The sequence below is a fragment of the Haloarcula terrestris genome, from assembly GCF_031624315.1.
Lineage (GTDB): Archaea > Halobacteriota > Halobacteria > Halobacteriales > Haloarculaceae > Haloarcula > Haloarcula terrestris.
In genome coordinates this window covers 77,551-95,732 of record NZ_JAMQOM010000004.1, presented here as the reverse complement: position 1 = coordinate 95,732, position 18,182 = coordinate 77,551, and the positions used below count along the sequence as shown (strand labels likewise).

At 66.1% G+C, this 18,182-nt stretch carries 23 protein-coding genes; 9 read left to right on the top strand and 14 right to left on the bottom strand.

Going from position 1 to position 18,182, the window contains the following annotated elements; all coding sequences use genetic code 11:
* Window positions 1-11: 11 nt before the first annotated feature.
* Window positions 12-575: an RNA 2',3'-cyclic phosphodiesterase gene (gene thpR, locus NDI54_RS10630; RefSeq protein WP_310896427.1), complete on the bottom strand. Its 564-nt coding sequence runs from the start codon at window positions 573-575 to the stop codon at window positions 12-14.
* 45 nt (window positions 576-620) lie between these two features.
* Window positions 621-1,019, bottom strand: a complete 399-nt coding sequence (locus NDI54_RS10625) for a hypothetical protein (RefSeq protein WP_310896426.1) — start codon at window positions 1,017-1,019, stop codon at window positions 621-623.
* An 84-nt stretch (window positions 1,020-1,103) separates the two neighbouring features.
* On the opposite strand from NDI54_RS10625, the gene NDI54_RS10620 reads away from it, so the two are divergent.
* The 6 genes from NDI54_RS10620 to NDI54_RS10595 all read left to right on the top strand — a co-directional run bounded on the left by NDI54_RS10620 (window position 1,104) and on the right by NDI54_RS10595 (window position 5,410).
* Window positions 1,104-1,832, top strand: a complete 729-nt coding sequence (locus tag NDI54_RS10620; protein ID WP_310896425.1) for a tetratricopeptide repeat protein — start codon at window positions 1,104-1,106, stop codon at window positions 1,830-1,832.
* On the top strand, window positions 1,829-2,119 hold the full coding sequence (locus NDI54_RS10615; protein ID WP_310896424.1) for a DUF424 domain-containing protein: 291 nt from the start codon (window positions 1,829-1,831) through the stop codon (window positions 2,117-2,119). Before NDI54_RS10620 ends, NDI54_RS10615 begins: the two co-directional genes overlap by 4 nt.
* A 63-nt stretch (window positions 2,120-2,182) precedes the next feature.
* Window positions 2,183-2,650: an SET domain-containing protein gene (locus NDI54_RS10610; protein WP_310896423.1), complete on the top strand. Its 468-nt coding sequence runs from the start codon at window positions 2,183-2,185 to the stop codon at window positions 2,648-2,650.
* Between the two features lie 59 nt (window positions 2,651-2,709).
* Entirely contained in the window at window positions 2,710-3,957 is a 1,248-nt protein-coding gene (locus NDI54_RS10605; RefSeq protein WP_310896422.1) for an aminotransferase class V-fold PLP-dependent enzyme, read from the top strand.
* A gap of 178 nt (window positions 3,958-4,135) precedes the next feature.
* Complete coding sequence (sufU, locus tag NDI54_RS10600; RefSeq protein WP_310896421.1) at window positions 4,136-4,564, top strand: Fe-S cluster assembly sulfur transfer protein SufU; 429 nt, start codon at window positions 4,136-4,138, stop codon at window positions 4,562-4,564.
* Window positions 4,565-4,648: 84 nt separating this feature from the next.
* Window positions 4,649-5,410 carry a methyltransferase domain-containing protein gene (locus NDI54_RS10595; protein ID WP_310896420.1) on the top strand — a complete coding sequence of 254 codons (762 nt, stop codon included), beginning with the start codon at window positions 4,649-4,651 and terminating at the stop codon, window positions 5,408-5,410.
* A 30-nt stretch (window positions 5,411-5,440) separates the two neighbouring features.
* Here NDI54_RS10595 and NDI54_RS10590 read toward each other — a convergent pair whose 3' ends face one another.
* Window positions 5,441-7,468 carry a heme-binding protein gene (locus NDI54_RS10590; protein ID WP_310896419.1) on the bottom strand — a complete coding sequence of 676 codons (2,028 nt, stop codon included), beginning with the start codon at window positions 7,466-7,468 and terminating at the stop codon, window positions 5,441-5,443.
* Between the two features lie 123 nt (window positions 7,469-7,591).
* Here NDI54_RS10590 and NDI54_RS10585 point away from each other — a divergent pair, with 123 nt between their 5' ends.
* Both NDI54_RS10585 and NDI54_RS10580 read left to right on the top strand, forming a co-directional pair.
* Window positions 7,592-8,518, top strand: coding sequence for a S49 family peptidase (locus tag NDI54_RS10585; RefSeq protein WP_310896418.1), 927 nt, complete (start codon window positions 7,592-7,594; stop codon window positions 8,516-8,518).
* A gap of 1 nt (window position 8,519) precedes the next feature.
* On the top strand, window positions 8,520-9,599 hold the full coding sequence (locus NDI54_RS10580) for a DUF4350 domain-containing protein (RefSeq protein ID WP_310896417.1): 1,080 nt from the start codon (window positions 8,520-8,522) through the stop codon (window positions 9,597-9,599).
* Between the two features lie 170 nt (window positions 9,600-9,769).
* On the opposite strand, the gene NDI54_RS10575 is transcribed toward NDI54_RS10580, so the two are convergent.
* The 5 genes from NDI54_RS10575 to NDI54_RS10555 form a co-directional block, all read right to left on the bottom strand.
* The gene (locus tag NDI54_RS10575) at window positions 9,770-10,087 is read right to left on the bottom strand and encodes a DUF5783 family protein (RefSeq protein ID WP_310896416.1); all 318 of its coding nucleotides are present in this window, start codon (window positions 10,085-10,087) and stop codon (window positions 9,770-9,772) included.
* 112 nt (window positions 10,088-10,199) lie between these two features.
* A complete protein-coding gene (locus NDI54_RS10570) occupies window positions 10,200-10,433 on the bottom strand; it encodes a hypothetical protein (RefSeq protein ID WP_310896415.1) in 234 nt (77 codons plus the stop codon).
* A 92-nt stretch (window positions 10,434-10,525) separates the two neighbouring features.
* Window positions 10,526-12,046 carry a DHH family phosphoesterase gene (locus NDI54_RS10565; protein WP_310896414.1) on the bottom strand — a complete coding sequence of 507 codons (1,521 nt, stop codon included), beginning with the start codon at window positions 12,044-12,046 and terminating at the stop codon, window positions 10,526-10,528.
* A gap of 94 nt (window positions 12,047-12,140) precedes the next feature.
* Window positions 12,141-12,692 carry a hypothetical protein gene (locus tag NDI54_RS10560; RefSeq protein ID WP_310896413.1) on the bottom strand — a complete coding sequence of 184 codons (552 nt, stop codon included), beginning with the start codon at window positions 12,690-12,692 and terminating at the stop codon, window positions 12,141-12,143.
* 1 nt (window position 12,693) lies between these two features.
* Window positions 12,694-12,948 carry a hypothetical protein gene (locus NDI54_RS10555; RefSeq protein WP_310896412.1) on the bottom strand — a complete coding sequence of 85 codons (255 nt, stop codon included), beginning with the start codon at window positions 12,946-12,948 and terminating at the stop codon, window positions 12,694-12,696.
* 216 nt (window positions 12,949-13,164) lie between these two features.
* Between NDI54_RS10555 and NDI54_RS10550 the strand changes: the two genes are divergently transcribed.
* Window positions 13,165-13,890, top strand: coding sequence for a PspA/IM30 family protein (locus NDI54_RS10550; RefSeq protein WP_310896411.1), 726 nt, complete (start codon window positions 13,165-13,167; stop codon window positions 13,888-13,890).
* A 33-nt stretch (window positions 13,891-13,923) separates the two neighbouring features.
* On the opposite strand, the gene NDI54_RS10545 is transcribed toward NDI54_RS10550, so the two are convergent.
* From NDI54_RS10545 to NDI54_RS10520, 6 genes are all read right to left on the bottom strand, one after another.
* A complete protein-coding gene (locus tag NDI54_RS10545) occupies window positions 13,924-14,739 on the bottom strand; it encodes a uroporphyrinogen-III synthase (protein ID WP_310896410.1) in 816 nt (271 codons plus the stop codon).
* Window positions 14,739-15,500: a uroporphyrinogen-III C-methyltransferase gene (gene cobA, locus NDI54_RS10540; RefSeq protein WP_310896409.1), complete on the bottom strand. Its 762-nt coding sequence runs from the start codon at window positions 15,498-15,500 to the stop codon at window positions 14,739-14,741. Before cobA ends, NDI54_RS10545 begins: the two co-directional genes overlap by 1 nt.
* Window positions 15,497-16,651, bottom strand: a complete 1,155-nt coding sequence (gene hemC / locus NDI54_RS10535) for a hydroxymethylbilane synthase (protein WP_310896408.1) — start codon at window positions 16,649-16,651, stop codon at window positions 15,497-15,499. Before hemC ends, cobA begins: the two co-directional genes overlap by 4 nt.
* Window positions 16,652-16,707: 56 nt before the next feature.
* Complete coding sequence (locus NDI54_RS10530) at window positions 16,708-16,980, bottom strand: hypothetical protein (protein WP_310896407.1); 273 nt, start codon at window positions 16,978-16,980, stop codon at window positions 16,708-16,710.
* A gap of 64 nt (window positions 16,981-17,044) precedes the next feature.
* A complete protein-coding gene (locus NDI54_RS10525) occupies window positions 17,045-17,590 on the bottom strand; it encodes a CDP-2,3-bis-(O-geranylgeranyl)-sn-glycerol synthase (RefSeq protein ID WP_310896406.1) in 546 nt (181 codons plus the stop codon).
* Window positions 17,591-17,746: 156 nt separating this feature from the next.
* A complete protein-coding gene (locus tag NDI54_RS10520) occupies window positions 17,747-18,121 on the bottom strand; it encodes a NifU family protein (protein WP_004594065.1) in 375 nt (124 codons plus the stop codon).
* Window positions 18,122-18,182 lie beyond the last annotated feature (61 nt).

Here is an 18,182-nt window from a genome sequence, read left to right as displayed (position 1 = left end):
GCGGTCCACGCTCACAGCGACACCGATCCGACGGTCCGATACGTCGGGCCGTCGGGCTCCAGCTCACTCTCTTTCAGGCGGATTTCGTCGACCTGCAGGCGACCGACATCCGGGTCGTCGTTTTCGACGACAGTCTGTACTGTCTCCTTGCCACCAGCGTGGTCCATCCTGGCGATTGTCGCGTGGGGCGTGAACTCGTGGTCCTCCGGGTCAAACCCCATCGCAACAGTCCGGTCTTCGATGGCTTTGTGTAGCGCTGTCAGTTCTGTGTCTCCCTGCCCATCGCGGACGCCGACCCAGACGACGCTGATGTAGGACAGCGACGGAAAGACGCCGAGGCCGCCGAATTCGGCTCGGAACGGGTCGACACCGCTGTCTTCGACGGCGGTTTCGAGGGCAGCAACGATGTCGGCAACACGGTCCGGGTCGGTGTCGCCGAGGAACTTCAGTGTGACGTGGGCTTGCTCGGGGTCAGTCACCCGGAGGCCGGAGACGCCGTCGAAGCTATCCTGAACGGCCGCCACAGCGTCCCCGAGTCCGTCGATATCGACGCTGACGAACAGGCGCTTGGCCATAGCTACCGGTTCCGGTCAGGCCTGCAAGAAAGCTACGGCAAGGGATCAGTTTCGACTGGAGTGCGGGGCCGTCTGCCACCGCCAGAGGCCGTGTCCGAGCCCCAGAGCGACCATTGCGACCGCGACGCCGAAGAGAGCGGGGATAGCGGTGTCAGGCAGTAGACCGAGAGATAGCCGGACAAGGATGGCCGCCACAATCAGGAGCCCCACCCGGGCTCGTTCACGGGGCGTCTCTGCCGGACTGGACACCGAGCGCCAGAGCGCCGATAGCTGCGCGTGGTAGCGTCCAACGAGAGCCGCCAGAACGACCGTTCCAGCAACGCCCGCTCCAGCGGCGGGCAGTGACAGCGGGGCCTCGTTCGAGGTGATCGCAGCCCAGCCAACGACCGCGAACACACCCCCGAAGAAGACGAGCAACGCGTCTACTGCCAGTGGGTCCCGCATATCCGGGAATCCGGTCGCAGGACACCTAAATCTTCACGAGCCGTGGACGTAGCCCTTAACCGGATTGGCCGTCAATCAGGGAGTATGACAGACAACGACGACGACCACGCCTTCTCCGAGGGCCAGGGGTTCGGCGAGCCCTACGAGGGGTTCGACCTCGAACCGCCGGAGTTCGAAGTGGACCCGGACAAGGTCGACCCCGTCGACTCCCGTGTCGTCACCGACCTGCTGGACCAGCGGAACGTCTCCTCTGACGCCGTCGAGCCCGAGCAACTGCTCGATGTCGGCCTGGAGTACATGCACATCAACCGCCACGAACAGGCCGCCGAGACGTTCGAACGGGTCGCCCAGTACACGGACGACGACCGGCTCAAACAGGAGGCCTGGACGAACAAGGGCGCGGCCCACGCGGAACTCGAAGAGTGGGACGCCGCCATCGGCGCGTACAAAGAAGCGCTCAACTTCGACGAGGAGTCCGACCACGCCGCGACGGCGGAGACGAATCTTGCGTACGCGCTGTGGAAGTCCGGCCGCTCGGAGCAGGCGCTGGAACACGCCGAGCGCGCCGTCGAGATCGACCCCCGCTTCGGCGAGGGCTGGTACAACCGCGGCTTCTTCCTGCTCGAGCGTGGGCTGGCCGACGAGGCCCTCGACGCGTTCGACAACGCCGTCCGCCTGGGCTTTCGCAACGCCGACGTGCTCGAAGAGAAGGCCCGCGCGCTCGAAGAGGTCGGTGAGTTCGACCGCGCCGAGGAACTGGCCGAGGAAGTCGACGAGATGCGCGAGGAGGCCGAACAGCAGCTGCTTGAATGATACTCAACGAACGCGACACCGACGAGGGGCTGCTCGTCTCCGTCTGTGATCCCGAGATCATGGGCGAAACGTTCGAGAACGGCCCCGTCTCGCTCACCGTTAACGAGGAGTTCTACGGCGGCGAATCGGCTACCGAAGACGAGATCGTCGACAGCCTCGCCCGCTGTTCCGTCGCCAACATCGTCGGCGACGACGCCGTCACCGTCGCCATCGAACACGGCTTCGTCGATGAGGAGAACGTCCTCGATCTGGGCGAGACCCGGCACGCGCAGTTGCTCTGGATGTAAGCGGGACGCTGCCGCGAACCTGATTCCGAGAGTCTTTGCACACGGCCATCGAGAGGGACACGTATGTATTCCAGAGACCACGCTATCGTCTCTGTGGCTGTCGGGGCCGCCGGCGTCGCCGGCCTGCCGCTTCCCCTCCCCTGGTGGGCCGCCGTCGGCTACGCGGTCGTCGTCGGCGTCGCCATCGATTTCGACCACTTCGTCGTCGCCCGGCTGGAGACCGGCGACTGGGCCGCGCTCCGCCGCTGCCTCCGGAACCCGAAGATCGCGGTGCTCGACCAGGACGAGATCTTCGACCCCCAGGACCTCTGGCCGCTCCAGCGACTACTCAGCCACCACCTCATCGGCGGTGTGGTCGTGTTCGGCCTCTGGCTTGTCTCCGCGCCGCTGGCGCTGTTTACCGCCCTCGTCCTGTACGCCCACGTCCTCGGGGACCTCGTCTGGGACAACTACCTGCTTGAGACCTACCGCGAACAGCACGCCAGGGCCGCCGAATCCGTGTCCGATGCCGACTCGGGATCTGCCGAATGACGGACAGAGTTCTAGGTGAACCGAAGGAATGTTGCCTGTCGAGTCCCTGTATAGAGGTAATGGGACATTCTGAATCTGAGCTACTGGACGTGGAGCGTATCCGCGAGGATTTCCCCATCCTCCAGCGCGAGTTCGACGGCGAGCAGGTGGTGTATCTCGATAACGCGGCCACCACGCAGACGCCCGAGCCGGTCGTCGAGACTATCGCCGACTACTACCGGACGACGAACGCCAACGTCCACCGCGGCCTCCACCAACTGAGCCAGGAGGCCAGCGTCGCCTACGAGGACGCCCACGACCGCGTCGCCGAGTTCATCGGCGCGTCGGGCGAGCGCGAGGAGATCATCTTCACCAAAAACACCACGGAGAGCGAGAACCTCGTCGCCTACGCCTGGGGCCTGAACGAACTCGGTCCCGAAGACGAGGTCGTTCTCACGGAGATGGAACACCACGCCTCGCTGGTCACCTGGCAGCAGATCGCCAAGAAGACCGGGGCGACGTGTCGCTACATCAGCGTTCAGGAGGACGGCACGCTCGATATGGATCACGCCCGCGAGATCATCAGCGACGACACGGCGATGGTCAGCGTCGTCCACGTCTCGAACACGCTCGGTACGGTCAATCCGGTCTCGGAACTGGCGGACATCGCCCACGACCACGATTCGTACATTTTCGTCGACGGGGCTCAATCGGTCCCGAACCGACCGGTCGACGTGGAAGCCATCGACGCCGACTTCCTGGCCTTTTCGGGGCACAAGATGGCCGGGCCGACCGGTATCGGCGTCCTCTACGGCAAGAAGCACCTACTGGAGGAGATGGAGCCGTACCTCTACGGCGGCGAGATGATAAAGAAGGTCACCTTCGAGGACGCCACCTGGAACGACCTCCCCTGGAAGTTCGAGGCCGGCACGCCCGTCATCTGCCAGGGGATCGCGCTGGCTGAGGCCTGTGACTACCTCGACGACATCGGCATGGAACGCATCCAGCGCCACGAGGAACAGCTCGCCCAGTACGCGCTGGAACAGCTCCGAGACGAGGGCGACGTGGAGACGTACGGCCCGCCCGCAGGGAAAGACCGCGGCGGCCTGGTCGCGTTCAACCTCGATTCGGTCCACGCCCACGACCTCTCCTCGATTCTCAACGACTCCGCCGTCGCCATTCGCGCCGGCGACCACTGCACCCAGCCGCTCCACGACAAGATGGGTGTCGCCGCCTCTGCGCGTGCCTCCTTCTACATCTATAACACGCGCGAGGAAGTGGACAAGCTGGTCGAGGCGATCGACGACGCCCGGCAGTTGTTCGCGTAGTCAGTTTCGTACCGCGAGCGCAGCGAGCGGTTTCACCGGTCGCGCAAAGCGCGACCGGCCTTTTTCGCCCACGTTTTTGTACGGGGGTTGAGCGCTCGCCGCTGGCGAGCGCGATGCCCCCGTGGAAAAAGGTGGCTCGGAAGCCTTTTCCGACTGACAGTCGTATAATAGTTCAATTATGGGTATCGGTGGCTCGGACATGTACCGGCAGCAGATCCTCGATCACTACAAGAACCCCCGGAACTATGGGGAAATCGAGGACCCGACGTTTACCCACATCGGCGAGAATCCGATGTGCGGCGACGAGATACGGATTGATGTCGTCCTCGACGAGAGCGAGGAGACAATCGAGCAGGTCGCCTTCCAGGGCGACGGCTGTGCCATCTCCCAGGCCTCCGCGTCGATGCTCTCACAGGAGCTGGCGGGAATGGCGGTCGAGGACCTGGAAGCGATGGACCGCGACGACATCACGGACATGCTCGGCGTCGACATCTCCCCGATGCGCGTCAAGTGTGCCGTCCTCGCCGAGAAGGTGGCCCAGGACGGAGCGGAGATCTACTTCGGCGAGAAGGACATCGACCGGACGACCACAGAAGACGACGACTGATACGACGGCTGTTTTCCGGCAGTCACGGAGCTAAGCGCCGCTCGCACGCCATGCTTTTGACCGATAGGGACACACCTCTGAGACATGACCGGCGGGAACGACTGGGACCCTGACGACTACGACGACCGCCACGGGTTCGTCCACGAGCACGGCCAGTCGGTCGTCGACCTGCTGGACCCGCAACCGGGCGAGCGGGTGCTGGATGTCGGCTGTGGCACGGGCCACCTGACGGCGGAAATCGCCGACAGCGGAGCCGAGGTGGTCGGTATCGACGCGTCGCCGGAGATGGTCACGCAGGCCCGGGACGCCTATCCGGACCTCGCGTTCGAGCAAGCGGACATACGGTCCTACACCGCCGACAGGCCGTTCGACGCGGTGTTTTCGAACGCGGCACTGCACTGGATTCCCGGCGAGGACCACGACGCGGTGCTGTCGACCGTCGCCGACGTGCTGACCGAGGACGGGCGGTTCGTCGCAGAGTTCGGCGGCACGGGCAACGTGGCAGCGATAACCGACGCGCTCGTCACCGAACTCGACGCTCGCGGCTACGAGGTCGCCCATCCGTGGTACTTCCCCAGCATCGGCGAGTACGCGCCGCGGGTGGAATCACAGGGGTTCGAACTGCGGTTCGCCCGGTTGTTCGACCGGCCGACGCCACTCGATGGCGGCGAAGGCGGGCTCCGGAACTGGATCGGGATGTTCGGCGACGAGTTCTTCGCCGACGTTGCCGACGACGAGCGGGACGCGGTGCTATCGGCCGTCGAGGATCGGCTCCGGCCGAAACTGTTCGACGGCGACACCTGGGTGGCCGACTACCGACGGCTGCGGCTCGTCGCCGTTCAATAGCGGAGAAAGCGCTCGACTGATCGGCGTTCGTCAGGCCAGGAAGACGTGGCGCGGTCGGTCGGCCAGCACGTCCCGGCCCCAGCTGACAGTCTCCGAGAACTCATCGGAGCGGAAGAAGGCCATCGCGTCCTCCTGTGAGTCCCACTGGCTGGCGATGAACATGTCGTTCTCGTCGTCGTGGTTGAACAGCAGCGAGGTCTCGCGGTGGCCGTCCATCTCCACGAGCAGGTCGCCGACGGTGTCGAACTTCTCCACGAAGTCCGTGCGATACTCGGGCTTGACCGTGTAGAACATCCCCATCGTCCCGAAGCCGTCGCTCTCGCCGTGTCGGCGGACGACACCGGGGAGGTCGGTGAGGTAGTCGCCAGCGGTCTCGGCGGCGTCCTCGGTGTCCCACAGCGATGCGACGGCGGTAACGCCGGCATCGGGGTCCCCGTACACCGTCGTCTTGACGTGGGTGTCGTAGCGGTCGAAGGCGCTCCGGAGGTCCGCCACTTCGTCGTCGAGCGTCCCCGCGTCGGCCTCCGAGTACACCACGAGGGCGTACACGTCCTCGCCGTGTGGCTGGCCGGCGTAGACGCCCTCGGCTTCGAGCGTCTCGCGGATGGACTGGGAGGATTCGGCGGCCTCCGAGCCGCCAGCAGCAGCGTCACCGCCGTCCTCGACATCGCCGTCGTCGGTCGCCTCGCCGAGCGGGCCGCCCATCGTCCGTTCGATGCCGTCGATGTCTGTCAGGAACCCGGCCGCCGTCTCGGCGGCGTCTTTCGCCGTCCAGATGCTGACGACGTAGGTCTGACCGCTGTCGGCGCGCACGGCCGTCTGGACGTGGCGGTCGTAGTGGTCGAAGCTCTCGCTCAGTTCCGAAACGTCGTCGACGATGTCCTCCGCATCAGCCGAGGAGTGAAACAACAGCGCGTAGTCGCCGGCGTCGTAGGCGTCGCCCTCGTACAGCCCCAGCCGGCCGAGCCGCTGTGTGGCGTCGTCTATCTCCTCGAAGTCGGCGGACACGTCCGGCCGGCCGCCGCTCGCTCCGCTCGACGAACCGGATTCGTTCGGGTGGTCGTCCTCGTCGGCCGACTCCTCCGAGTGTGGGTGGTCGCCCTCGCCGGCGCTACCGGGATGGGCACCGCCGTGGCTGCCGGTGTCGCCGCCGGCATGTGCGCCGCTCGAATTCGGCTCGTCGGCGTGGCCGTGGCTCGCGCCGGCACCGGCCGGAGCGTGTTCGTGGCCGGCATCCTCCGACGGTGTGTCCGGAACCGGCTCGTCGTCGGTCGGGACCCGCTGACCGGCCAGGACGGCCGGCAGCTCCGACGGGTCGAACTTCCGGCCGACGTAGAACGGGCCAAAGTCGGCGAACTGCGATGTCGAGGGGTCAAAGCGCATCTCGGTCAACAGCTCCTTGATGTGGCGCATGTCGTCGCTCCAGAGCGTGATGCCCCACTCCCAGTCGTCGAAGCCGATGGAGCCGGCGATCATCTGATTCACGTCGCCGCCGTAGGTACGGCCGATGTCGCCGTGGCGTTTGATGTGGGCCGCCCGCTCCTCGAAGGAGGTGTCATACCAGTTCTGGTCGGGCTGGCGGCGTTTGCTCATCGGGTAGAAGCAGACGAACTCCTCGTCGGGCACGTCAGGGTGGAGCCGGGCCTGGATGTACTGGGCCAGCCCGGAGTCGTCGTCGACCTCGCCCTCGAAGTACTCGCGGGACTTCTCGGTGTAGCCCGAGGCCTCCGTCACGGAGACGTAGGAGAACTCCCGCTCGGTGAAGGCGGCGAACTCCGTCTGCTCGAAGTGCCGCTCCGCCGCGTCGAGGTCGCCCATCGTCGGCCGCAGGTGGAGGATCATGATGTCGGCCTTGTGACCCATGACGGTGTACACCGCCGTCTGCCCCTCGTCGGCGTCTTCGACAGCCTCGTACGCGTCGAGGAAGTCGATGCCCTCGGACAGCGCACGGTCGCGGACTCGCTGCGGTGCCTCACGCCAGGCGTCCCAGTCGATGCTCCGACAGTCGTGCAGGGCGTACCAGCCCTCCTCCGTGGCTGGGGGTTTGCGTTGGTCCATATGTGGCGGTTGCATGTCGATACTAAGGAAACTTCTCATGTCGTTCCGGTCGGGCGACTTCTGGCCCTGCAGTTCGGGTCGTGTTTTTATTAGGACGACGTGTCAGCGAGTCGGTGAGGTCCCATGAACAACCCAATCGACAGACGGGTCGCAACCGCCCTCCAGTCGTATACGGTGCTGGCGGTCATCGCGATCCTCCTCGGTGCCGCCGTCGTACCGTATGCGGCGTCCGTCACAGAGGACGACGAACAGTACGTCGCTGTGGTGAACATCGACGAAACGATCACGAGCGCAAGCACACAGGACACGATACAGGAGCTTCGCGAACTCCGCAGCAACGAGTCGGTGAAGGCAGTCGTCCTGCGGGTGTCAAGCCCCGGCGGCAGCGCCGCCTCCAGCGAATCGATGTATCTGGCCGTCAAACGGCTTTCGGCGGCGAAGCCAGTGTACACGAGCGTCGATCAGTACGCCGCCTCCGGCGCGTACTACACCGCCGTCCCGAGCGACCGCATCTACGTGACGCCGGCCAGTATCGTCGGCCACGTCGGCGTCATCGGAACTGCGCCGAGCGACGGCCTGAGTTCGTCGGCCACGTCCGGACCGGACAAAGCCCATCAGGGCATGACGCGGGACGAGTATTACGCGAGCCTCGAATCGATGAAGCGCTCGTTCGTCGGCGCGGTCATGACCGAGCGCGGTGACAGGCTCAACGTCTCCCGGGAAACCGTCGCCGAGGCGTCCGTCTACAACGGCGGCCGCGCGGTTCAGACCGGCTACGCCGACGAGGTCGGCGGGCTCGAAGCCGCAATCGCCGGGGCAGCGGAGGCCGCCGGCATCTCTGAGTATCAGGTCGTGTACCACAACCCCGCGGGCTCGCAGGGACTGCTCCTCCTCAGCGGGAGCAGTGGTGCCAGCGGGAACGCCACTGTCGCCGCCGCAGGCGCACCGTACACCTTCCGTGGCGTCGATTCAGTCCACTTCCTCATGATATACGGCACGCCGGAGAACCAAGAGGTCGTCTACAACAATAGCGCACAGGGAGGTGCCTGAGATGAGTACGACGAGTGCTATCGTCCGCACGGTCTTTTTCGCCGCGGTGGTCGTCCTCGCGGCGGTCGTCGGAACCGCAGCGATTGGCGGGGGAAGCCAGTCGGCCCCCGAGGTGTCACAGGTGAACGCGCCGTCGTTCAACAGCGACGAGGCCGTCGCAACCCCACCCGGAGAGGACGGTGAGCTCTCGATGTCCGCGGACGCGTCCGGAAACGTCGTCGTTATCGACGTGGCTCACGCGGGGAGCATCGACCGCGAGGCGCTCACACCGCTCGTGTCGACGCTGACGGAAAACGGTGCGACGGTCCGCTATCACGTCGGTGAACGGCAGAACGGTCGCCCGCTCAACGCGTCGCTGCGCTCGGCCGACGCCTTCGTCGTCCTCGGTGCGGAGCAGCGCTACACCGAGAACGAACTGAACGGGCTGGCCGCGTTCAGTGACGCCGGCGGTCGCGTCCTCCTGCTGAACGAGCCCTCGCAGGCGAGTGCTGCCGGACTGGGACTGCTCAGCCCGACTGCCTCGGAGAGCGTGACCAAGCCAATGGCCCCGCTACTGAGTCAGTACGGGCTCTCGTACGGCAACGGCTACCTCTACAACATGCACGAGTACGACACGAACTACCGGAGCGTCTACGCGACGCCGACAGGCGATACGGCGCTCACGGAGGGTGTTGACCGGACCGTCTTCTACGCCGCCATTCCCGTGCAGGGCGGCGACACCGCCGTCACGGCGACGGAACGGACCACGCTCTCACAGACCCGGCGGCAAGGGTCGTACGGCGTGGTCACCCGCTCGGGGAACGTCGTCGCCGTCGGGGACACGAACGTCCTCACCCAGGAGTTCCTCTACCGGGCCGACAACGAGCAGCTGGTCGGGAACCTGCTCGATTTCCTCGTCACTGGGGAGAAATCGCCCACTACTGTGCCACAGCCAGCAGAACCCGGAGCGTCCGGACCCAGCGGGGCACTCCCAAGTGGCGGTGGTAGCGTTCCGCCAGCCGCACCGGACCCGACCCCGGAACCGGAGTCGACGCCGACACCGGAGCCAAACGGCACCGCAGCATCGACGCCTGAGGAATAGGGCGTCACCGCGCGGTTTTCGTCCGCTATAGTAGCCATTGAAAATCAATGCACACCTGATCGCACGACAGCAGTGCGATCAATGTGTAAATCGTTTCAATTGTTACGATAGCCAATGGAACGAGATCGAAAAGAGCGGTCGCTGAGCCGCGGAACCGTCGCTCCCCGAATTCAGTCGTCGAGATCGAACACGCGGCGGAGTTCGCGCTCGATCTCGTCGACGTACTCGGAGAGGACGGCGTCGAGTTTCTCGTCGTCGACGATGACCGCCGACAGTCTCTCGCTCGGGTTCTCCGGCAGTTCGACGCTGAACTCGCCGTCCTCGTAGAACGGCTCTGACTCGTTGAGGATCTGCTGATCGATGGCGTGGACCAGTTCGGAGTCGTACGTGTCGTTCATCCGCTCGAAGGCGTTCTTGTAGGCCTTCTGGAGCTCCGGGAAGTAGTTCGCGTACTTGTCCTCGAACTTCTCGGGGTCGAACTCAGTCATTGCCAGAATCGTACGGGGCTGGGAATAAAGATGACCCGATGTTCATACTGTCGGCTGTACGTCTGTGACGAATGTCGCCTCGCGGGGGGATCTAGAAATACCGCCAACAGTATCACCGTTGGATCGTGCGCGCGTCCTTCTGGGGGAGATACATCGTGAGGTACGCGACGAAACAGATACCGAAGATACCGCCCAGCACGAGAAACACGCGGATGTCGAGACCGGCGATAGCCGCAATAATCTCCGCCAGCGTCGTCCGCGGGTTTGCGAAGCCAAACGTCTCAGTGTACGCTAACAGGCCAGCGACGGCGACGAGTGCGATATCGAACAGGCCCCGAGAGTCCATCGTGGGGTGTTCGGAGAAGCGGACGTATAGCTTTTATTGCCGATACTGGTACGGGGTGTCATAAATCGCGCTCCCGCGCTGTTTGCGTCCGGCTACGAAAGTTGCTCGCTGATAATCTCGTCGGCTGCCTCGATGAACGCCGATTCCTCGCCGGTCGGAATGGTCGCGCCCGCCGCGATGTCGTGGCCGCCGCCGTCGCCGCCGACGGACTGGGCCGCCTCGCCCATTACGACCGAGAGGTCCACGCCCCGACCGACCAGCGGGCCGGTGGCCCGCGAGGAGACCTTCGTCTCGTCGTCGTCCGTACTGGCAAAGGCGATGATGGGCTTGTCCGAATCGACGCCGTCGGTTCCCAGCGCCATCCCCGCGACGATGCCGACGATGGTCTCGCGGACGGCGTCGCCGGCGTCGAACCACTGGACGGACCCCGCCTGCGTGACGCCGCGCTCCTGAACGAGCGTGAGCCCTTCGGAGAGGTTCCGTCGGTGGTTCGACAGTAGCGTCCGCGCCCGCTCCAGCGGCGCGTCGCGCTCGCCGAGACAGACAGCCAGTCCCACATCCGCCCGCTCGTAGCGGGCTGTGGCGTTCAGCAGCGTCGAGAACTCGCTCGCGTCCCGGAGTTCCGTCCCGCGCGGTTCCGCCGTCAGCGTGTATGTCGTGCCGACCAGCGTCTCGATCTTGTCCGCCGGGACGCCGCGCTCGACGGCCCGCCGAACGAGACCGCTGGCGACTGTCTGGCGCTCGTCGTCGGAGAGGTCCGCCCACGTGCGCCACTCGCCGGCAGACGCGCTCCGCGCGCCTCCCGAGCCCGGTCTCTCGTCGCTCGACCGGACGCCATCAGCTTTCAGGTCCAGCCCGAGGTCTTCCAGAAACCGGGTCGCCCCGGCCTGGTCGTTCGAGATGCCCGGAATCGGGACTTCGGTAGCGTACTCAAGTAGCTTCGGCAGCGGCCGGGTCTGTTTGCCGTATAGCGAGAGGTCGGTGCCCTCCTCCAGCACATCGGCGTCGATCCCCTCCTCGACGAGGCCGGCGTTGGCCCCGACGAGTTCGCCGCCGACGGCCTGCATGTCCCCGACCGCGCCGACGACCGCCAGCGCGGCGAGATCGCGGTTGTCCGTCTCATCGGTCGAGAGCGCGCGGGCGAGGACGTACGCCGCGCCGGCACCCGAAAGCTCCGACGCCCCGTTGATACCCTCAAGTAGGGGATTGAGATGGTACTCAAAATCAGCATAGCCGTCGGTGTCGACGACCGCGTCGGGGTGGCAGTCGTCGGGGGAAGCGGGCTGGTGGTGGTCAGCGATGACCGCCTCGAAGTCGCCCGCGGCGACGTGCTCGGAGATAACGTCGAGCTGGCCGGACCCGAAGTCGGTGAACAGGACGGTATCGTACTCCCGGGCCGCGATGCTCTCGATTTCGGTGGCGTCGAGTTGCTTCTTGAACACGGTCTCGACGGGGATGCCGGCCCGCGACAGCGCCGCGGTGGCGATAGCGGCGCTGGTCAGCCCGTCGGCGTCGATGTGGGAGGCCAGCAACACGCGGTCGGCCGCCCGGAGTCGGTCGGCACAGGCGGCCGCGCGGTCGGCGAGCGCTGGAACGGGGCCGGTCGTAGTCATCGTATCGGGGATAGGTGCGCTCCGGGATAAAAACGTTCAGACGCACGGCCGCCGCGACAGGGCACAGGTTAGCGGGCCGGCGTGTCGCGACGCGTTACGTGACATCGCGTTGCTCGGTGAGCGTGACGGTCCGGTCGGCCGTCTCGACGGTGGTCTGGACGGTAATCCAGCCGTTCGCCTGCTCGATAGCGTAGGCGTCACCGAACGACAGGTCGACGCGCCGGGTCGTTGTGTAGGACCCGTCCGCTTCGAGCGTCCCGACATCCTCGGACCCCTCCCAGACTGTGCCACCCTCGGTTACGTTCCCGGCATAGATACGCGTGTAGACGGTAACGGCCTCGGCCGTGCCGTTTTGCTGGTTCGTCAGCGTCGAGGTCACGTCCCGGCAGGTCCGCCCGCATTCCGCGATGGAATCCACGGTAAACGCGAACGGCGGAGTACTGGCCGCGCCGCCGTCGGAATCGCTGCCCTCGTCGCCGTTTGCGGTGTCGCTCTCACTGCCTTCGGTGGTCTCCGTCGGGAACTCAGAGAGGTCTTCACCGCTGCTTTCGGCCTGAAACGGGCCGAGGCCGGCGACGAACGCCCCGCCGACACCGGCGACCAGGAGCACCGCAACGCCGCCGACGGCGAGGAGTTTCCCGTTCATCTCAGCCACCGGTCTCGCCCGCCGCGTCACTCATGCTCGGTCCCGGGCTGGCGTCACTCCCACCCGCGAGGAACTCCTGAATCGCTTCGATGATAGTCGAAACGAAGTCAGGGACCTGGTCCGGGAGGCCGCCGGGCGGGCCGACGGCTGTCGTTGCGTCGCCACTGTCCACCACGGGCGCGGCCGCCGCCGCCCCAGTCAAGAGCGTCAGGGCGAGTACCAGCGTGCCGACCGTGCGCAGTAGAGTTTGTGTCATCGTCACCTGTTCGTTGACCCCGCCACCCCATCAAGTAGCCAGACGGTAAGGTCGAATAGCCGCGGATTTCCGTCGTTTTAGCCGATTAAACCCACCTTAAATCGAGTGACACCCTGTTATTATAATGGTGTCAGACATACGATGGGATATGCGTCCCGTCACGACCGAGCCACAGTCGGAATCGCTTCGAGTCATCTGCCGACCGGAGCGGGCGCGATGAGCCTGCTCCGGCGGTTCGTGTTCGCAATCCGGGCCAAACTCAACGCCCTGCTCAACCGGACCGCGGACCCCGCGGCGGAACTGGACTACTCCTACGAACAGATGCGGGACGAGTTGCAGGACGTGACCCGCGGCATTGCCGACGTGACGACCCAGAAGAAACGCCTGGAGATACACCGCACACGGTTGCGTTCGAACGTCGAGAAACACGACACGCAGGCTCGGGCCGCCCTACAGGAGGGGCGTGACGACCTCGCACGTCGAGCGCTGGAAAAGAAGCAGGTCAACGTCAGTCAGATAACGGAGTTGACGGGCCAGATAGACGACTTACAGGAGACCCAGGACCGACTGGTCGGCAAGCGGGCCGAACTCAGCAGCCAGATAGAGCAGTTCCGGACGAAAAAGGAGACCATGAAGGCCCGCTATCAGGCCGCCGAGGCGTCGGCGCGGGTCTCGGAGGCCTTTACCGGCGCTGGCGATACGATGGCCGACGTACACCGCTCCATCGAGCGCGCGACGGAGCGCACGGAGCAGATGGAGGCACGCGCGGCCGCGCTGGAGGAACTCGAAGAAAGCGGCCAGCTCGAATCCGTGCTCGACGAGGGCGATTCAATCGATCAGGAACTCGACCGGCTCTCCAGCGAGCGGGCCGTCGAGAACGAACTGGCGACGCTGCGGGCCGAGATGGACGACCGTGAAGCCGTCGAAGAAGCAGCAGAATAATTCGGAGAGACGCCGAAATCGCGTTCTCGTCCGTTATTCGTGATGTGTCGGAGCCGCCGCCTCGACGGCCTCGCAGGCCAGCGCCTCGAAGTCGGCCTGGTCGGGTACAACGTCGACCGAGATGCCCGCGTCCTCGGCCGTCTCCCGCGTCGGCTCGCCGATAGCGCCGACAGTCGCCTCGTTCAGTCCGTCGATAGCGGCCTCGCGGACCCCGCGCTCGGCGGCCGCATCGAGGAAGTGCTCGACCGTGAGCGAGGACGTGAACAGCGCCGCGTCGAGGTCGCCGTCGGCCGCCAGATCCGCTGATTCGCCGGATTCGGGCGGCCGGACCAGTCGGTACAGCACGGTCTCGTGGACGTACGCGCCGGCGGCCTCCAGCCCGTCGGTCAGCACCGCGGAGCCGTGGTCCGACCGGGCGACTTCGACTCTCGCGCCGGCCACCGCGTCGGCCAGCGCCTCGACCAGTCCCGACGAGGAGTACTCAGCAGGGATGACATCGACGCCGTAACCGGCCTCGTGGAGGGCTTGGGCGGTCGACTCGCCGATGGCACACACCGTCGCTTCGCCGGGGTCCCAGTCGGCCGCGGCGGCGAGTTCGACGCCAGTCTTGCTCGTCAGAACGACGAAGTCGGCGTCGGTGCGGGGCGTGACCCGGTCGTCGGCATCGCTGTCGTCGGTGTCTCCGCCCTCGGCGGCATCACTGCCTTCGGCCACCGTCGCCGGCTCGACGGCTAGCATCGGGTCAGGCACCGGATCGGCACCCAGCGATTCCAGCAGTTCGACAGCGTCGTCGAGGCGGTCGTCGTCGGGGCGGAAGGCGGCCACCCGGAGGCGTGGTTCCTCGCGCATCAGTACCCCTCCAGAAACGCCACCACCCGCTCGCGCTCGCCGGCCACCTCGCCGATGACGGTGATCGCGGGGGGTTCGATGCCGGCCTCGTCGCGGACCGAGACGATGGTGTCGAGTGTGCCGGTGGCGACCTGCTGGTCGGGCCAGGTCGCCCGCTCGATGAGCGCGACCGGCGTGTCGGGGTCCATCCCCGCCTCGCGCAGCGCTTCGGTGTACTGGGGCAGTTTGCCGACGCCCATCAGGACGACGAGCGTCCCGCCAGTCGCTGCGAGCGCCTCCCAGTCGACAGCGGATTCGTCCTTCGTGGGGTCCTCGTGGCCCGTGACGAAGGAGACCGACGACGTGTAGTCGCGGTGCGTGACCGGAATCCCGGCGGCTTCCGCGCCGGCGATTGCGCTCGTGATGCCGGGAACGATTTCGACCGGAATCCCGTTGTCCGCGAGATGGGCCAGTTCCTCGCCGCCGCGGCCAAAGACCGTCGGGTCGCCGCCTTTCAGGCGGACGACGGTGTTGCCTTCTTCGGCGAGTTCGACCAGCCGGGCGTTGGTGTACTCCTGGGGCGTCCACTCGCCGCCGGCGCGCTTGCCCACGTCTTCGCGCTTCTCCTCGGGAATCATCCCGATGATTTCCGGGCCGGGGAGCTTGTCGTGTAGCACCACGTCGGCCTCCTCCAGCAGGCGCTTTGCCTTGACCGTCAGCAGGTCCGGGTCGCCGGGGCCGGAGCCGACCAGGTACACCTTGCCGGGCGCGGCGTCCGTCATTCCTCGTCTTCCTCCCGCGCGGTCGAGGCGTCGTCGTCGGCCCCCGATGAGTCTCGCTTTGCCTCGGCGATGAGGTCGTCAGCGCCCTGTTCGGCGAGTTCCGCCGCGAGGTCCTGTGCCGCGTCGATGTGGTACTCGGCCGGGATGTCGCGGCCGACCGACACCTCCTCCGTGCCGTCCTGTGAGAGGACTCGCACTCGCGTGTGGACGACTGCCCCTTCGAGGTGGGCGTGGACGCCGATGGGAGCGACACAGCCGCCGCCCAACTCTTCGAGAATCGTCCGTTCGACGGTCGTCTCGACGCGGGTCTGTGGGTCGTCCAGCCGGTCCTTGATGTCCAGCGCGAGGTCCCCGTCGACGGCGGTCACCGCCAGCGCGCCCTGCCCCGGAGCCGGCACGAACCGGTCAGGGTCGAGGTCGGCCATGCCGACGTAGCGCGTGAGCCCGGCCCGATGGAGGCCGGCCTTCGCCAGCACGATGGCGTCGTACTCAACGTCCGGGTCCCGCTCCATCGCCCGCCGCTCGAACTCGGTGAGGTCGTCGAACCACTCCTCAACCGTGCGGTCGTAGGGGTGTTCCTCCTCCTCGTCGGTGTCGGGGTCGCCGGCGTTGCCCTTGCGCTCCTGTTCGGCCTCGTGGCGCTCCTGGTGTTCCTGCTGGAGCGACGGAGCGAGCAGTTTCGCAAGGCGCGTGTCGACGTTGCCCCGGAGCGGTTCGACGGTGAGGTCGTCGCGTTCGGCGAGCAACTGTGCCTTGCGTCGGAGGCTGGACGTGCCGACGGTCGCGCCATCCGGCAGTTCATCGAGCGAGCGGCCGTCGGGCGTCACCAGCACGTCCTCGGCAGCGGCCCGCTCGGGGACCGCCGCGACGACGAGGCGGTCGGGCCGTTCGGTCGGCATGTCCTTCATCGAGTGGACGGCCGCGTCGAGTTCGCCCTCCAGCACCTTCTCGTCGAGGCTGCGAACGAACGCGCCGGTCTTGCCCAGTCGGTGAATCAGTTCGTCCCGGATCTGGTCGCCCGTCGTCTCCACCTCGACGAGTTCGACCGTCAGCCGGCGACTGCTCAGCGAATCCCGGACCGTCGCCGCCTGGCGCAACGCGAGGTCCGAGCCCCGTGTCGCCAGTCGCAGCGTCTCCCCGCGTGTTGTCATACCCGACACTCCTCGGTCAGCGCGTAAAAACGCACTTCTTCGTCGGTTCGCTGGAGTTACGCAGTCCGCTTGCCGAGGAAGGTCTCGGTGAGGAACTGCGACACGAACCCCGCAGCGAACGTCGTCAGGCCGCCGGCGACGAGGGCAAAGTCGATCAGTCTGTTGAGCGTGTGGACGGGACCAACGCTTATCGTGAGAACGATGTACGCGTGCAAGAGGACGTACATGACCGGCAGGAAGATTGCTGTACAGAGCACGCCGGTCGCCGTCGCGCGTCGAACGGTCGGCGGGGCGCGTCTGACGACCGGGAGGGAGTTTGTCAGGGCCATCGACTGCGACTTCGTGGGCGGGATAAGTAGTTCTAGGGTGGTATCCGCAAGCCGCTACAGAGCGTTACCACGGCTCGTTTTTCAGGCCGAGCAGGTAGGCGATGCCGTTAGTCACAATGTGTAACACCGGCGTTGCGACGACGACCACGACCAGCACCGGGAGTGTGAACGTCTCGGTGAACCACGACGGCGCGGCCACGAGCGCACAGAGCAACGCCCCGACGACGAAATCCAGTTGGTCCAAGCCGGGGAACGCGGCCCCGCGCTCGCGCCCTGTCCGGCGTTTGAGGAACGAAGCCCCGATGTCTCCGAGCATCGCGCCGAAAGCGAGTCCGAGTCCCGCACGGACCGGAAACGTCGGGAGATCGGTTCCCAGCGCGGCGCTCACGCTGGGCGCGATCTGCGTCAGGCCGAGCGCGAGCAGCGTGCCGGCCGCGGTCCCGATCAGCGTCCCGCGCCAGGTCTTGCCGTCGCCCAGCACCCGCCGGCCGCCCCACGTTCGGCCGCCATCAATCGGTCTGCCGCCGCCGGCCAGTACCGCGGCGTTGTTCGGGATGTACGCCGGCAACATCGCCCACAGCGCCCAGACAACCGTGTCGACCGTCTCCATATCCCCGCCGTCTGCCCGCGTCGTCTTAATCTGTGTGGCTCACCGGTGCAGTTACGCCATCCCGGAGACGACGACTGCGAACACAGAACCAGGGGGCACACAGACGCTTCCACACCCGCGGCTAGCCACAATTCTAAAAAAGATCGAGAACTGGCCTCAGAACGGCGCTTCGGGGCCTTCGTCTTCGTCGCCGCCAACGTCGCCGCCGCGGGACTCGCCGGGGAACGAGGGGCTCATGCCGCCGCTGCCGCCGGACATGCCTTCCTGCTGGTCCATCCCGGTACGCGCGGTGACCTCGTTGATCTCCGGGATCTCCTTGGTCATGCGCGTCTTGATGGCCTGGATGGTCATCGGCGAGATGCCACAGCCGGAACAGGCCCCGCCGAGGCGGATCGTGACGCTGCCTTCCTCGCGGTCGATCTCCTCGATAGCCGCGCTCCCGCCGTGCATCTGGATCTGGGGGAAGTTACGGCGCAGGAAGTTCGTGATTCGCTCGCGCAGGTCGTTGGCGTCCTCTGTCTCAGTGCTCATAGTGAGTTGTATTCGGTCCCGGGAGGGCTTAGACCTTTGGACTAACATCTCTTTCGCGGGC